We start from the raw sequence: 15,699 nt of genomic DNA, 5'->3' as shown, positions 1-15,699 counted from the left end.
AAACTAAGTATTTACTTATATTTTATTCAACAATTGCAGTAGTAATATAAAAGTCAGGGTCAACCTCAATTACGTCTGAAACTGTTTTATCAGTAGTCCATTTTGTGGTTGGGTATATCCACTTCTCAACCCCGCCAATACTCACTTTCAGTGGCATATCAAATGTTTCAATACAGTTTGCCCAACGGTATTTAAATGAGTTCCCTTCTACCTTATATTCAAATGCGGGCACCCTTTTATCCCTTAAATATTGGTTAAAAAATGCTGTAAGATTTTTACCGGTTTTTTCAGCTATAAATCCTTCAATCTGCTGGGTAGTAACCGTTTGATGGTAAAATGTGGTATTAATATCTCGCAGTAAATTTATCCATACTTTGTCGTCATTAACCCACTGGCGCAGTGTGTGCAGCATATTTGCACCTTTAAAATACATATCGCTTGAGCCTTGGTTATTCACTCCGTAAGCGCCAATAATAGGACGGTCGTTAGCGATATTACCGCGCAATCCGCGCAGGTATTCATAAGCCGCTTCCAAACCGTGATGGTATTCAAGGTACACCGATTCTGAATAACAGGTAAACCCTTCGTGTATCCACATATCAGCAATATCCTTGCAGGTAATGCTGTTTGCAAACCACTCGTGTCCCGATTCGTGTATGATAATAAAATCAAACAAATCCCCCTGCCCCGTGCCGCTCAAATCCTTGCCCAAATAACCGTTTTGATAGCCGTTTCCATAGGTAACACTGCTTTGGTGTTCCATACCTAAATAAGGCACTTCAACCAATTTATAACCATCCGCATAAAACGGATAAGGGCCAAAGCGGTCTTCAAAAGCATCCAGCATCAGTTTCACCTGGGCAAACTGCTTTTTGGCTTTGGCTAGGTTATAAGGCAATACATAATAATCACAATCCAATGTTCCGTTTTTGCCTGCATACTTTTCTGAAATATGAACATAGCTGGCAATGTTCATATTTACCCCGTAGTTATTTATCGGGTTCGATACAAACCAAGTATAAGTGGCTGTTGTATCCGTTTTGGTTGTAGCCCTCAATCTGCCGTTTGCAACCGCCGTTAATGCTTTTGATGTAGTAATACTTATTTGCATACTGTCGGGTTCGTCGTAAGCGTGGTCTTTACAAGGCCACCAAAGACTGGCTCCATCGCCCTGACAACTGGTAGCTACAAAGGGTAAGCCGTTAGCGTCTTTTTTCCAAGTAAGCCCTCCACTCCACGGTGGGTTAGGGCTAACCCGAGGTTTTCCGCTAAAGTAAACGGTAACGGCGTTTGTGCTTTTAGAACTATTGGTTACTGTGATTAAATACACATTTCCATCGCGGGTAAAAGATAGCTCCTTACCTTCCTGTAACACCTTATCCACCTGCATGGGCGGTTGCAAGTCTATCTGCATCACATTCCCGTCAGCTATGGGTTTGTACACAATGGTGTTTTGCCCTTTTAATGTTTTCTCACGTATATCGGGTATCAATTGCAAATCGTAATACACCAAGTCCCACCAAGCCCTCTCGGCTGTGATAGTACCGCGCAATGTATCTTGCCTTGAAAAGAATTTCTTTTGCGACCACGCAGGTTGTGATGCCACTACAATAGCCAACAAGGCAATATATTTTGTCAGGTTACTTTTCATTTTTATGAGCAATGTATAATTATGAACCCACACGCAAAATAACGGTTTATTTGGAAGGCTTTGCATGAAGCCGACGAACGGCTGCATGATACCTGATAAAATGAAAAAGGCTTCCCAATGGGAAGCCTTTTGTATAAAGTTAAACGGAGGATTAACCACCGAAATCGTCAAACGAAACATTTTCTTTAGGCACACCCCACTCGTCGCACATTTTTAATACGGCGGCGTTCATCATCGGAGGTCCGCAGAAATAGTATTCAATATCTTCGGGTGAGCTATGTTTGCTCAAGTATTGGTCTATCAATGCTTGGTGCACAAAACCAACAAATCCGTCACCTTCACGGTCGTCTACACCTTTCTTCACCACCCAGTTATCTTCGGGCAATGGTTCAGAAAGAACTACGTAAAAACGGAAGTTTGGAAACTCTTTTTCTATTTGTTTGAAATCGTCCATGTAGAACAATTCACGTTTTGAGCGACCCCCGTACCAAAAAGTAACTTTACGGTTAGTATTGCGAAGGGTATGGAATAAATGGAATAAGTGTGAACGCAAAGGCGCCATACCTGCACCACCACCGATATAAATCATTTCGGCACCTGTTTCTTTGATGAAGAACTCACCGTAAGGACCTGAAATGGTTACTTTATCACCGGGTTTACAGTTAAACACATACGAAGAACAAATACCGGGATTTACATCCATCCATTTATTTGCAGCCCTGTCCCAAGGTGGGGTAGCTATACGTATGTTCAACATAATGATGTTTCCTTCGGCAGGATGGTTAGCCATCGAGTATGCGCGGAAAATCGGCTCAGGGTTCTTCATTTTCAAATCCCACAGCTTAAATTTATCCCACTCGCCTTGGAACTCATTGGCGGGTTTACCCATACGCGGATGCGAAGTAATATCAATGTTTTTGAAATCTACTTCACACTCGGGTACATCCACCTGTATATAACCGCCTGCCTCAAAGTGCATGTTCTCACCTTCGGGCAGTTTTACTACAAACTCTTTAATAAACGAGGCTACGTTGTAGTTACTCACCACTTCGCACTCCCATTTTTTGATACCAAATACCTCTTCGGGTACTTTTATCTTCATGTCGCTTTTCACCTTCACCTGGCAAGCCAAACGCCAGTGCTCTTTTTGCATACGGCGGTTTAGGTGACCGGTTTCGGTGGGCAACACATCTCCCCCGCCTTCAAACACCTGGCATTTGCACATGGCACAAGTACCACCGCCGCCACAAGCTGAAGGAAGGAATAATTTCTCGTTTGATAAGGCAGATAACAACGAACCTCCCGCAGGAATGTTTATGGTTTTTTCGCCATTAATTTCAATTTTTACATCGCCTTGTTGTACCAGCTTTTTAGCTGCTACCTGTAGCACTACTACCAATAGTATAATTACCAAAGTAAATACTACTGCACTTGCAACTATTACAGTGGGGTCAATAGCTAATAACATAACTAAACTCTTTTTGCATTAAAGTGAAAAACCCATAAAACTTAGGAAACCAAACGACATTAACCCTACAATAATAAAGGTGATACCCAACCCTTTTAGCGGTTTGGGAACGTCTGAATATTTTAGTTTCTCTCTAACGGCAGCAAGCGCTACAATAGCAAGAAGCCAGCCTAAACCTGAGCCAAACCCGAAGGTGGTGGCTTCAATAAAGTTATAAGGGCGTTGTAGCATAAATAGCGCACCTCCTAATATTGAACAGTTTACCGCAATCAAAGGAAGGAAAATACCCAATGAGTTGTAAAGTGAGGGGGAGAGCTTTTCAACTGCCATCTCAGTAAGCTGTACAAAGGCCGCAATTACTGATATAAACACGATAAAACTCAAAAAGCTAAGGTCTACCGTTGCAAATTTGGGGCTTATCCAAGCCATGGCTCCTTCGTTCAAAAAGTAGTTCTGAACCAGCCAGTTAATTGGAATAGTGAAACCCAATACAAATATTACGGCCATTCCCAAACCAAAAGCGGTTGTTACTTTTTTAGATACGGCCAAGTAAGAGCACATACCCAAAAAGTAGGCAAAAATCATATTGTCAATAAATACTGACTTTACAAACAGGTTTGCTAAATCCATTTCTTTTTCTTTTTAATTTGGGTGATTAATCAGCTTCTGAATATCCGTTACGTGCGCGTTGTGCCCATATAAGCACCCCGATTAATATACAAGCTCCGGCGGGCATCATCAATACACCGTTTCCGATGAAAGGAATACCTGCGGTTTCAAATATTTTGTAGCCCCATAGCGAACCTGAGCCTAAAAGTTCCCTTACAAACGCCAATGTTAATAATATGGCCGAGTATCCGATACCGTTACCAATACCATCTAAAAACGAAGGCCAAGGCTTATTAGCCATTGCATACGCTTCTAGGCGACCCATTACAATACAGTTGGTAATTATCAGCCCCACAAACACAGAAAGTTTTTGTGAAATGCTGAATACGTACGCTTTTAAGGTTTCATCTACCAAAATAACAAACAGCGATACTACTGCTAATTGAACGATGATACGGATACGAGAAGGTATTGTGTTACGCAGCAACGATATGAACAGGTTTGAAAACGCAGTTACAAACATCAAACCCAAGCACATAAAAAATGCGGGCTCCATTTGTACGGTTACTGCAAGTGATGAACATATACCTAACACCTGCACGGTTACAGGGTTATTATTATCCAACGGGTCTGTAAGTAGTTTTCGGTTTTTCTTAGAGAAAAGCCCTTCTTTTTTCTCAGCAGGCTTTTGTACGGTTAGTGTTTCAGTACTCATACAATTATTTGGTTGCTGTGGATTGTTGTTGTTTACTTAATAAGAATTTAGAATATGCTTCAGTATATTCTTTAACCATAGCATTCACGCCTTTTCCGGTAAGGGTTGCACCATACCGTCAATTTTGTGAGGTTGGTCATCATATTTATTGCCTTCGCCTTTTTGCATCTCAACGCCTACAGGCTTATCACCCTCAAAAAGTGATTTTCCTTTGTAACGGCTATAAACAGCCTCATCGTCCTTGATACGGGCACCCAAACCGGGCGTTTCAGCTTTGTGGTTAAAACTAACCCCGTTAATGGTTTTACCGTCACTTTTTATTGAGATGTAAGATGATATCACATCCCACAAGCCTTTACCAAATGTGGGTATTACATAGTATTCCACTTTAGTTGGGTCTCCTTCGGCTGATATTTCATACACAGGTAACTTTCTTTCAGCAACCGGTTTCTTGCTTTCTTTCTCAATGCTAATGGTGGCAGCACTTTCATTCTCAAGCTTATTACCATTAATATCAATTACGAATGCTTTTACCCTTGCTTCATATATTTTTTCAGGGTTATCCCCTTCTTTCAAAGTCATAAAGGTTGAAAGAATGTTTCTTTTCCTTTCAAGCTCAATTTGGGTTTCCTGTGCAGGCTTTAATGCCATTTTTGCAAGTGCCAAGGCAACACCGCACACAACGGTTAGTGCAATGGTATATAACAGGATGTAAGTATTAGATCGTTGCACGGGCTAATCTCCTTTTTTTGTTTGCGTTTACTACAAAATAATCAATAAGCGGGGCAAAAATGTTCATTAGCAATATTGCCAACATCATGCCCTCGGGGTATGCAGGGTTAAACACCCTGATAAGTACACAGAATACACCTATTAAGAAACCGTATATCAGTTTTCCGCGGTCGGTTTGTGCTGCCGATACAGGGTCGGTAGCCATATAAATAGCACCAAAAGCAAACCCGCCTATTAATAAATGGTAATAGAATGGCATAGCCATAAAGTGAGTTGGTGATGGAGTCAACTCATTTAGTAACAAGCCCATTGCAGCACCGCCAGCAAAGGTTGCAAGCATAATACGCCAGCTGCCTACACCGGTAATGATAAGTATAGCTGCTCCTATTAAACACGCTAATGTAGAGGTTTCGCCCACTGAACCGGGTATTGCGCCGATAAAGGCTTCCCAAGCACTGTAGCCATACGCTTTACCTTCGGCAGCGCGTGCTAATATGGTAGCACCGCTAAAACCATCGGCAACTTCGGCACGGTTGGCCGTAAACCAAATATATTCTTGGTCGGCACGGTATTCACCGGCCATGTATGCAGGGTAAGCAAAAAACAAAAACACACGGGCAGTTAAGGCTGGGTTCAACAAGTTCATCCCTGTACCGCCAAATACTTCTTTACCAATTATTACGGCAAATGCAGTGCCTACGGCCACCATCCACAAGGGTATTGTGGGAGGAAGGCATAAAGGTATCAACATACCCGTAACCAAAAAGCCCTCGTTTACTTTGTGACCTTTTATCTGGCAAAAGAAAAACTCTATACCCAAACCCACTCCGTATGAAACGATAACAATGGGTAGTACCTGTATCAAGCCAAAACCAAAGCAGTCAAGTAAAGATGCCGTATCTGCTTTGCCTAATGCCACAAAGTGCTGATAGCCGGTGTTCCACAAACCAAACAGCAATACTGGTAACATAGCTATTACCACGGTAAACATGGTACGTTTCAAATCAACGCCATCGCGTATGTGTGCCCCATTGTGGGTAGTTTCGCCGGGTACAAAAAGGAAGGTTTCGGTAGCATCAAAGGTTGAGTGCAACCAATAAAACTTACCCCCTTTTTGAAAATTGGGCCTTATTTTATCTAATTGTTTTTGAAGAAACTTCATTGCGTGATATAACTTACTTCAAACTAATAATTAACCTTCTTTTTCTAATACTGCTAACCCTTCGCGGATTAACTTTTGAATGGGCATTTTTGAGGTGCAAACAAATTCGCACAATGCCATATCTTCCTCATCCAACTCAAGCAAACCAAGAGCTTCCATTGCCTCAAGGTCGTTTGCTAAAATAGCTTTCAGCAAGTACTGGGGCAAAATATCCATTGGCAATACTTTTTCGTATTCACCGGTAACAACCAATGCGCGTTCTTCGCCGTGCATGTTGGTGTTTACTTTAAATTTCTTGTTGGGAGTAAGGTATGAAAGGAAGGTTTTTGAAATACTTGGGCGTGAATACGTAGGTATCAACCAACCTAAAAACTCAGGGTTTTCACCTTCAGGTATTACGGTAATTTGGTGGTCGTAAAAACCTAAATATCCGTTAGCGGCTATTTTTGTACCTGTAAGCACATTACCACTAATAATACGGTTTTTGCCTGCGCTTAAATTGTTATTTAACAACGTTTCAACACAAGCACCGGCTTTAACTTTATAGTATTTACGGGCACTTTCGTTCGCTTCTGAGCCTGTAAGAGCTACAGTGCGGTCGGCCTCGTATTTACCTTCTTTGAAAAGCTTACCTATGTTAGCCACATCTTCGGGGTTCACCGTCCAAACAATATCTCCTTTGCTTATGGGTGAAATGTGATGTATTTGCACGCCTACGTTACCAGCTGGGTGAGGGCCGCTAAAGCTGTTGATTTCAACACCTTTGGCGTTTGCAAAAGCACTGCATGCCTTTACTCCGTCCTTCAGGTTAAGATATATTTTTTTGCCTGAAGTTAGCATTATAAGTGCATTAATACCCCATTGAAAATCTTCATCCCTTCCGTTAAGAATGTAGTTATAATCAGGCGCTAACGGACTACTGTCGAACCCTGAAATAAAGATACTTTTCGGGGTTTCGGCAGGATTTGCAATTTTGGTAAACGGACGCTGTTTGATGGTTGCCCAAGCACCGCTGTTTAGCAATGTTTGTTTAACAATTGCTGCATCCATGTGACCGGGGTTACCCATAGCAAATTGCTCGTAAGCCATTTTGCTGTCGGCTAGGATTTTTATCTCCAAAATAGCCCTTTTTGCACCGCGGTTGATTTCAATTACTTCACCACTAACAGGTGATGTAATCATAATTTCAGGCATTTCTTTGATAAAAAACAAGGGAGTACCTGCTTTTACTTCAGCGCCGATTTCAACTTTAAGTTTAGGGGATAGACCAACAAAATCAGTTGGTTTAACTGAATAGGTTTTGGGTGTATCAAAACTGCCCGTGTTGGCGGATACGTCACCAACCAGTTTAATGTCGTACCCTTTTTTGAGTTTTATTGTTTTACTCATGAGCGTATTACCAAGTGATTGCCTTTGAGGCTAACCGATGATAAAATAAATGTTTGCGGTTAGTTTAAACCGAGACAAATCTAATAAAATTTTAATACGAACAACTTTTTTTGCTACTAAACATTGAAGGTTTTTAGCATATTTTGAGCAATTAATTTCAAGTTGTTAAAAAAGAGAAAGTTATGATTTGCTATTAGTGTTCTATCACCACTTTGGTGCCCACTTTTACCAAGCTGTAAATCTCATTTATATCAGCTGTTTTAAGCGATACGCAGCCCAACGTCCAGTTAATTTTTTGGTCTATAATTCGGTCATCCTTATCAGGCACACCATGTATCCCTACTTCCCCACCAATACGGGCATCCTTAGGTATTTCGCCCTTCTTTTTGCGGGCTTCAAATTTTTTTCTGCTCTCGTCATTCGGATAATCAAACCAAATGAACTTGCTCCAGCTTTTGTGCGGGTATTTGCTTTGAATTTTAAACGTTCCTTCGGGTGTACAACCATCTCCCTCTTGTCTCTTGTCGTTTATCGGGTCAAAGCCCAATACCACGGGATACCCTTTAATTACCACCTCTCCTATTTTAAGCTGCAACAAGTAGCTACTCTTACTCACCTCAATATAAATCTTCTCCTTGTCAAGCTTTAATGAGTCTATCACCCGCTGGGCTTTACGATGATAGTTGGTATAAGAACTATCGGTTTGTGCAATCCTTGAGGCCTCAGTTTTTGAATTTGTACCGGCATTGGTAGAACATCCTGTTGCATATAGCGCAAGTGCGATTAGAGTTACCCTGATAATCATGTTGTTTGATAAACGTACTAAACGCATAAAGATTGTGAATATCAAATTATTAAGCTACGCACAACAAAACAATATGAAACAACGTCTGTTTATACAAATGATCATAGGCTTAATATTTTGTTAAACCGGGAGTGTCGGGATGATAGTCCCGGTTTATTTTTATTACACTTCGTGAATCAAAAGCCCCGTACGAAGCTTAGGCTCAAACCAAGTTGATTTTGGGGGCATCACCAATCCTTTATCGGCTACAGCAATCACCTCTTCAATTTTTGTAGGATACAATGAAAATGCCAGGGCATAATCCCCATTATCCACCAACTCTTGCAAGCGACTTATACCCTTTGTTCCATCAATAAATGATAAACGGTCGTCGGTTTTACTATCCTGTATGCCTAAGATGGGTTTCAACACATGGTTCTCAAGTATCGATACATCAAGATTGCCTAATACATCGCCGGATTCGGCCTCTTGCTTGTAATCAAGTCCGTACCATTTGCCTTCCATATACATCCCAAACTGAAAGTTTTTCTTTTTCACTCTTAGTTTGGCGCGGCCTATTTCATACACATCAAAATCAACTTTCAGTTTTTCAAAAAACTCTTCTTTGCTTTGTGCGCCAAGGTTTTTCACCAATCGGTTAAATTCAAACACCTTTATCTTATCCGCCGGTATCATGTAAGCCAAAAAGTAACAACAAGCATCGTTGGTGTTTGCGCCTTTTTCGCGCTGCATCTCGCAATACCTTGCCGCTGATGCAGTGCGGTGGTGTCCGTCGGCAATGTACAAATCGCCTGCGGTTTCCATGTTTTGGCTAATACTGCGCACAGCATCAGCATTATTTATTACCCACAAACGGTGTTGCAGGCCATCATCACTGGTAAAGTCGTATTCGGGTTTAAAAGCGGTTGTTTCAACTACCAAGTGGTCGTACCAATCTCCGGCTTCAAACGTAAGCAGCACTGGCTCTCCCACCGCTTTCACATATTCAACATGGTGCACCAATCCCATTTCCTTTTTGGTAAGGGTGTGTTCGTGTTTTTTAATATGATTGTTCAGATAATCTTCTACAGATGCCAGTCCCACAATACCGTTGTACACAATGTGGCGGATGTTGTCGGTAATCTGGTGTAAGTAAAATGCAGGATTGTCGTCTTTCCTCAGCACCCCTTCTTCCATCAAAATTTCCAGCTTTTTGCGGGCAATAGGGAAATGTTTTTCGGGGATACGTTCTGCGTCGCTAAAATTTAAATGGGGCTTCACAACGTGCAGGTACGAGTATTCGTTCCTTGCCATTATTTCGCGGCTGATGTGATTGTGATTAGTATCGTAGCTGCGGCTGCTTACAACCTGCGCCAAATCAGGGCGCGGACGTAAGGCTTTAAAGGGTATAACTTTTGCCAAATCTGTAATCGGTTTTCGGGGTGCTAATTTATACCTTGTCGGGCAATTTTTTATGCCAATTATCAATCGTTAATAAATCCCGGTGCTATTGATAAATTGTAAAATGGTAGGAAATAAATTAGAAGACCGTTCATCGGTATAATGAGGCAACCCGCTGTATCTGTATATCGAAAATAAATCCTAGTGATATTACGTTGCTCCCATCGGGAATAAATCCCGATGCTATTGATAGATACCGCAAACTAATCCCTAACCACTAACAACCTATTTAATTCCGCTTTCTTTTTTACTCAGCTCTTCAAGCACTCTGTCAATAATTGCTTCAAACTCTTTGGGGTTTGCTTGGTAGTAGTTGTATGATTTGATAAACTCTTCGCGTGATACTTGATGGGTACGATACACTTCGTCGTACAATACAGGAGCCATCAGCTTTGCCGAATCGGCAAAAATACCCACAGTACGCAGCCTTCCTTCTGCTATATGGATATCGGTATAAACAGCCACCATTTTTTCTTTATCCAAAATACCTTCGGGTGTATTTTTGCACCCAAATAAAACAATGGAGAAAACTAATATTGCGGCAATGTGTTTAACCATGATGCAATATTAGCAACTATAATTCCAAAATGAGTATCGAGCAAAATTTAACCCGCATAAAAAATCAATTACCCCAAGGGGTAAAGTTGGTGGCTGTTTCTAAATTTAAACCCGTAGCCGACATACAGGAAGCCTACAATGCAGGCCAGCGGGCTTTTGGCGAAAACCGTGTGCAGGAACTTGCCGATAAGCAACCACAATTACCTGCCGATATTGAGTGGCACATGATTGGCCACTTGCAAAGCAATAAAATAAAGTACATGGCCTCGTTTGTGCGCTTGATACACGGGGTAGACAGCTTTAAACTCCTTCAAGAGATTGATAAACAAGCACAAAAAGCAGGGCGGGTACTGAACTGTTTACTGCAAATACACATTGCCCAAGAGGAAACAAAGTTTGGCTTTGACCGTAACGAGGTATTTGAAATGCTTAACAGTGATGCATTTAAAGCACTAACCCACGTACAAATTTGCGGGGTAATGGGCATGGCAACATTAACCGATAACGAAAACCAAGTGCGTGCCGAGTTTAAGGGGCTTAAACAGCTTTTTGATGAGCTAAAAACACGTTACTTCAATCATAATCAATATTTTAAAGAGATAAGTATGGGTATGAGCGGCGATTACCACATTGCCGTTGAAGAAGGTAGTACTATTGTACGCATTGGCTCATCAATTTTTGGAGGGAGGTAGCAAACTATCGTTTACCATTTTTTAGGCCGTACTACATAAGAAAACTGTTAACTCATATAAAACTTGTCTTTGTAATTTTAAAAACCGTTTTATCTTTACCCGCATTATTTTGCCGTTGAGCATTATAAGAGAGTGCTATTTATATTTATTTCCGTCAACACACAAAAAATATAAACTCTTATGAGCCAACAGGTTATTGGTTTTGAAATTTAGACCTGCATATATCGTTTTATTGTTTGGGCTATTCTGCATGAGCGGAGTGGTAAGGGCTCAGTATTACAATACTAAAAAATATACTATTGATAATAGCGCCGCCGAAGGAAACATTCTGCAAGTACAGCAAGATGTTAACGGTGCTATGTGGTGGGTGAACGACGAAAGTTTTACCCGCTTTAACGGTGTTACCTACCAAAGTGTTCCCTACGGCAAACTAGCCGCTCCATACCAACACGTACTACCCTACACCGACGAAGAAGGCCGCCTTTGGCTTTGTCTTTCTACGGATAAGAAGATGGATGTGTATGAGTGGAAGAACAATGCTTGGGAAAAAATCACCTCATTGGTAATGGATATGGGAGAATATCCCAACCATTTTTTCGGTTCATACCAAGGCAGTGCCCCTTATATTACCATTGCTACGCGCAACCGTGTTTTATCTTGGGCTAACAATAATTGGGAAGAACTGCCACTGGATACTGAGGAAGATATAAAGCAAATAACCGCAACCGGTCAGACGGCTTATTTACGGACTTCCAGTGCTATTTATAAACTATCTTTCAGCAAACCACCTTATAAACTTGAACTTGACCCAAGTATTGTTTCGCAGGTAACAGATTTTAACCTGTATGCAAACCCATGGAAGCAAAATACTGAACCTGAGCTCTGGATTCTTACGGGTAACCTTATAGGTGCTATTAGTAGCAATACCCTTAGGGTATCAAAACTATTCGATAATAAGTATCACCATTTTACACAACTGCGCAGTAACAGTTCAGGGAAAGTGTATCTGCTGGATACCAGCAATACGGTATGGCAATTAGACGGGCCTGAAAGTAATTTTACAGTTGTTGAAGGAATCGGGCTACGCTCTAATGAAAATATTAACCAACTGTTTACCGACCGTGAAAATAACCTTTGGCTTGCCACTGAAGACGGTTTGATTAAAACCACCAGCCAAAGCATTAACTTTTTGGGTAAACAAAAGGGACTTGGAAGCCTGCCCGTACAAGCAGTAGCTGCATGGGGCAATAAAATACTTGCTGCCGGACCCAAAGGTATCAGTATTGTTGAAAACAGTAAGGTCATTGCCTACTACCCGTTTGACGGAGGGCTAAAAAACTCACGCCAACGTATTACCCAATTATGGGCTGATAGTGCCGGAAATACTTGGTTGCTTAGCAGCACGCAAGGGCTATGGTACGGCATTGGGGGTAAAAACTTTACCAAAGTACAAGGCAATGCCCGCCTGCTTACGTTTGCTGTATTACCCGATTATAAAATTATTGCTGCCAGCGAAGCCGGCTTGTTTGAAGCCTCACCTTCGGGGTTAAAGCTTATTAATTCTTTTCAAGACAGAATAACCCCCAAACGAATTGTTTGGCACAACGATGAAGTTGTAGTGCTTAGTGATAAAGGGCTTTACCGTTTGACTAAAAACAAATGGAAGAAGATAAACACTGAAAAAGGTACTAATTTCTCTTACACGGCCTACTCATTCTATCCTGTATATCAAAACTTGGGAATTGTGGGAACTGAAAACGGTATTTATTACCTGAAAGAGTTTGACATTGTTCCCTACGATACTACCAGCCTTTGGAGTAATAAACCCTACTACGGTATTGCGGTAGATAAAAACGGAGCCGTTTGGTTGGCATCGGATACAGGTGTAGTGGTGATGGACAGGAAATCGGACCCCAAACTATTTACTTACCGCGGCTTACAGTTTAAAGAAAGTACGGCCAGCCCTATTATTACAGGCGGCGACGGCGATATTTGGGTAGCTATGCGCACGGGGCTTATGGTGTATCAGCCCGACTATGATAATCAAGTAATTAAAAAACCTGTTATCCGTATCAGCAAATTAGAGTCGCGCGAGCTTTCAACATCAGCGTTACCGGCCTCGCTTTCTATAAAACTTGCCAGCGACGATAATGATATTACGTTTTACTTTGATGCCAACAGTTTTATAGACGAAGACAAGAACAAAATACTATACAAACTGGAAGGGTTGATGGACAAATGGGAAGAGATTTCCCGCATTACTACCGATGCCATTAACTTTAAAAACCTGCCTCCGGGTAAATATGTTCTTAAAATACAGCTTATCAATGCAGGCGGTATTGCCAGTGATGTGGCTGTTAGTCCTGTAATACACATCAGTAAGCCGTTCTACAATCAATGGTGGTTCTACGCATCGGTAATTGCCGCGTTTTTTGCCATTTCGTTTGCCATATTCTATCTATACAGTCAAAAGAAATTTGAAAGTGACCTTATTCTTGAGGTAGATAAACGCAGTAGAGAATTACGCTCATCTGAAGAACGTTTCCGCTCGTTGTGGGAAAACACTTCTGATGCGCTTGCATTGTACACCCTGCGCGGAGATATCATCTTATACAACGATACGCTGCTGCAGTTTTTAGGCCGTACTGACGATGTTGCAGGCCGCAAAATTTTTGATGTACTGGATATTGGCGATAGCGGTTTTGATAAGGCCAGTTTCAGGCAACAACTTGAGTTGCAACAATTGAAACCCCAGTTTGAGCTTCACACCTTTAAAAATGATGAAGAAACGGTGCTTGAATTCTCTAACAGCTACATACAACTGCCCAACGAAAAATCGTGGGTAATGCTGTCACTAATCAGAAACGTAACCCAACGCAAGCAAACCGAAGAGAATCTTATAAAAGCCAAGAACGAAGCCGAGCAGGCCTCGCGCATTAAGAGTGCGTTTTTGGCTACCATGAGCCACGAGATACGCACCCCACTGAATGCTATTATTGGTATGAGCTCGGTAATGAGCACTACCAGCCTTAATGAGGAGCAACAAAACTATGTGAATGCAATACAAACAAGTAGCGATTCATTATTATCTTTGGTGAACAACATCCTGGATTTTTCTAAAATAGAAGCCGGTATGATGATGATTGAAAAAGGAGAAGTTTCGCCCGAAGAAATCATTACTGAAACCATTGAGATATTGGGTCAGCTTGCCCATCAAAAAGGCATTTACCTGTATAGCCGTATTCACCCCGATACCCCTGTTAAAATAGAATCAGATAAAACCCGTTTGCGCCAAGTACTGATAAACCTTGTGGGCAATGCTATTAAGTTTACTGAAAAGGGGTTTATCGAAATTTCGATACGACCCGATGAGGATAATAAACTAAAACTAATTGTTACCGACACAGGTATTGGTATTCCTCGAGACAAGATAAATGACCTGTTTAAAGTGTTTACCCAAGTAGATAACTCTACTACCCGCAAGTATGGAGGAACAGGTTTGGGACTTGCCATTACAGATAAGTTGGTGAGTTTATTGGGAGGTACCATAAAGGTTGCTTCACAAGAAGGTAAAGGCTCACAGTTTTCGTTTACCATTCAAGATTTTTCAAACGGCAGAAGTACTGTAAAACGCGGCAGCTTACTCAGAAAATATCACGGTACTAAAATGGTACTGGTTTCGCCTGAAAAGATTGTGGCTTCTATTATCCGTTCGCTAAACGATGAGCGGGGAATAAAAACCACTGTCGTTGAACAACTTGCCGATGTGCCGGGAGTAATGGATGGGGCTACTGCAATTTTTGCTGATGCAACTTCCATCAGCGATTATACCCTTCCAGAGTCGCTTAAAAACAGTGAGATTATCATTGTAAAACACCAACTGAAAGAGTTGCCTGCTGAGCTGGCAAAAGAGTGGGACGCCCCCAACCGTAAGGTTCTGAACTTGCCTGCAAACTCAGCTACCTACCAAAAATTGCTGGATAAACTGATAAAGGTAAAAGATAATCGCCCCCGTCCTATAGATGTTGCAGAAACAGCCAAAGCCAAAAACGAAGAATTACCCGACTTGAAAATGCTTGTTGTAGATGACAACAAAGTGAATTTGATGATGATGGAGGTAATTATGAAAAACATCGGGTACAAGGTTGATTTTGCCAACAACGGACGAGAAGCGGTTGACAAGTGCCTTGCGGGTAATTATAATTTGGTGTTTATGGATGTGCAAATGCCTGAAATGGACGGTATTGAAGCTACCTCTATAATTACCAAAGAACTTAAAGAGAAAAGCCCTGCCATTGTAGCACTAACGGCCAATGCCTTCCCCGAGGATAAGCAAGCCTGTATTGATGCCGGTATGATAGACTTTTTGCCTAAACCGGTTACAATGGATACTATTAAAGCGCTTTTATCACGTTTGTTTACCGATATACCTGTTATCAGTAAAGGAAAAAATAACCTTTCATAACTATATTTGGCAT

General features: G+C 41.4%; 12 protein-coding genes. 2 read left to right on the top strand and 10 right to left on the bottom strand.

Annotated elements, in window-relative coordinates; translation table 11 throughout:
• Window positions 1-22 precede the first annotated feature (22 nt).
• The 10 genes from F9K23_10455 to F9K23_10410 form a co-directional block, all read right to left on the bottom strand.
• Window positions 23-1,651, bottom strand: a complete 1,629-nt coding sequence (locus F9K23_10455; protein ID KAB2915671.1) for a M1 family metallopeptidase — start codon at window positions 1,649-1,651, stop codon at window positions 23-25.
• 151 nt (window positions 1,652-1,802) lie between these two features.
• The gene (locus F9K23_10450; GenBank protein ID KAB2915670.1) at window positions 1,803-3,119 is read right to left on the bottom strand and encodes an NADH:ubiquinone reductase (Na(+)-transporting) subunit F; all 1,317 of its coding nucleotides are present in this window, start codon (window positions 3,117-3,119) and stop codon (window positions 1,803-1,805) included.
• Between the two features lie 18 nt (window positions 3,120-3,137).
• The gene (nqrE, locus tag F9K23_10445; GenBank protein KAB2915669.1) at window positions 3,138-3,749 is read right to left on the bottom strand and encodes an NADH:ubiquinone reductase (Na(+)-transporting) subunit E; all 612 of its coding nucleotides are present in this window, start codon (window positions 3,747-3,749) and stop codon (window positions 3,138-3,140) included.
• Window positions 3,750-3,774: 25 nt separating this feature from the next.
• Window positions 3,775-4,443, bottom strand: a complete 669-nt coding sequence (locus F9K23_10440) for an NADH:ubiquinone reductase (Na(+)-transporting) subunit D (protein KAB2915668.1) — start codon at window positions 4,441-4,443, stop codon at window positions 3,775-3,777.
• Window positions 4,444-4,527: 84 nt separating this feature from the next.
• Entirely contained in the window at window positions 4,528-5,175 is a 648-nt protein-coding gene (locus F9K23_10435; GenBank protein ID KAB2915667.1) for an FMN-binding protein, read from the bottom strand.
• Window positions 5,162-6,337 (bottom strand): NADH:ubiquinone reductase (Na(+)-transporting) subunit B, encoded by a 1,176-nt coding sequence (locus F9K23_10430; GenBank protein KAB2915666.1) that lies wholly within the window; start codon window positions 6,335-6,337, stop codon window positions 5,162-5,164. The genes F9K23_10435 and F9K23_10430 overlap by 14 nt, the downstream gene beginning before the upstream one ends.
• 30 nt (window positions 6,338-6,367) lie before the next feature.
• Entirely contained in the window at window positions 6,368-7,726 is a 1,359-nt protein-coding gene (locus F9K23_10425) for a Na(+)-translocating NADH-quinone reductase subunit A (protein KAB2915665.1), read from the bottom strand.
• A gap of 193 nt (window positions 7,727-7,919) precedes the next feature.
• A complete protein-coding gene (locus F9K23_10420; GenBank protein ID KAB2915664.1) occupies window positions 7,920-8,558 on the bottom strand; it encodes a L,D-transpeptidase in 639 nt (212 codons plus the stop codon).
• 135 nt (window positions 8,559-8,693) lie between these two features.
• Entirely contained in the window at window positions 8,694-9,998 is a 1,305-nt protein-coding gene (locus F9K23_10415; protein KAB2915663.1) for a DUF1015 domain-containing protein, read from the bottom strand.
• 198 nt (window positions 9,999-10,196) lie between these two features.
• Window positions 10,197-10,529 (bottom strand): DUF4296 domain-containing protein, encoded by a 333-nt coding sequence (locus F9K23_10410; GenBank protein KAB2915662.1) that lies wholly within the window; start codon window positions 10,527-10,529, stop codon window positions 10,197-10,199.
• Window positions 10,530-10,558: 29 nt separating this feature from the next.
• Between F9K23_10410 and F9K23_10405 the strand changes: the two genes are divergently transcribed.
• Together F9K23_10405 and F9K23_10400 are read left to right on the top strand one after the other, a co-directional pair.
• The gene (locus F9K23_10405) at window positions 10,559-11,221 is read left to right on the top strand and encodes a YggS family pyridoxal phosphate-dependent enzyme (GenBank protein KAB2915661.1); all 663 of its coding nucleotides are present in this window, start codon (window positions 10,559-10,561) and stop codon (window positions 11,219-11,221) included.
• 250 nt (window positions 11,222-11,471) lie between these two features.
• Entirely contained in the window at window positions 11,472-15,686 is a 4,215-nt protein-coding gene (locus F9K23_10400; protein ID KAB2915660.1) for a response regulator, read from the top strand.
• Window positions 15,687-15,699 lie beyond the last annotated feature (13 nt).

It is taken from the genome of Bacteroidota bacterium (genome assembly GCA_008933805.1).
Classification (GTDB): Bacteria; Bacteroidota; Bacteroidia; order UBA8524; family UBA8524; genus SB11.
Note: the sequence above shows the minus strand (reverse complement) of the source record. Positions and strands in the feature narration are given on the sequence as shown.

Coding starts and splice junctions, on each gene's coding strand:
- F9K23_10455 (KAB2915671.1), bottom strand. CDS start 1,651: ATGAAAAGTAACCTGACAAAATATATTGCCTTGTTGGCTATTGTAGTG.
- F9K23_10450 (KAB2915670.1), bottom strand. CDS start 3,119: ATGTTATTAGCTATTGACCCCACTGTAATAGTTGCAAGTGCAGTAGTA.
- nqrE (KAB2915669.1), bottom strand. CDS start 3,749: ATGGATTTAGCAAACCTGTTTGTAAAGTCAGTATTTATTGACAATATG.
- F9K23_10440 (KAB2915668.1), bottom strand. CDS start 4,443: ATGAGTACTGAAACACTAACCGTACAAAAGCCTGCTGAGAAAAAAGAA.
- F9K23_10430 (KAB2915666.1), bottom strand. CDS start 6,337: ATGAAGTTTCTTCAAAAACAATTAGATAAAATAAGGCCCAATTTTCAA.
- F9K23_10425 (KAB2915665.1), bottom strand. CDS start 7,726: ATGAGTAAAACAATAAAACTCAAAAAAGGGTACGACATTAAACTGGTT.
- F9K23_10420 (KAB2915664.1), bottom strand. CDS start 8,558: ATGCGTTTAGTACGTTTATCAAACAACATGATTATCAGGGTAACTCTA.
- F9K23_10410 (KAB2915662.1), bottom strand. CDS start 10,529: ATGGTTAAACACATTGCCGCAATATTAGTTTTCTCCATTGTTTTATTT.
- F9K23_10405 (KAB2915661.1), top strand. CDS start 10,559: ATGAGTATCGAGCAAAATTTAACCCGCATAAAAAATCAATTACCCCAA.
- F9K23_10400 (KAB2915660.1), top strand. CDS start 11,472: ATGAGCGGAGTGGTAAGGGCTCAGTATTACAATACTAAAAAATATACT.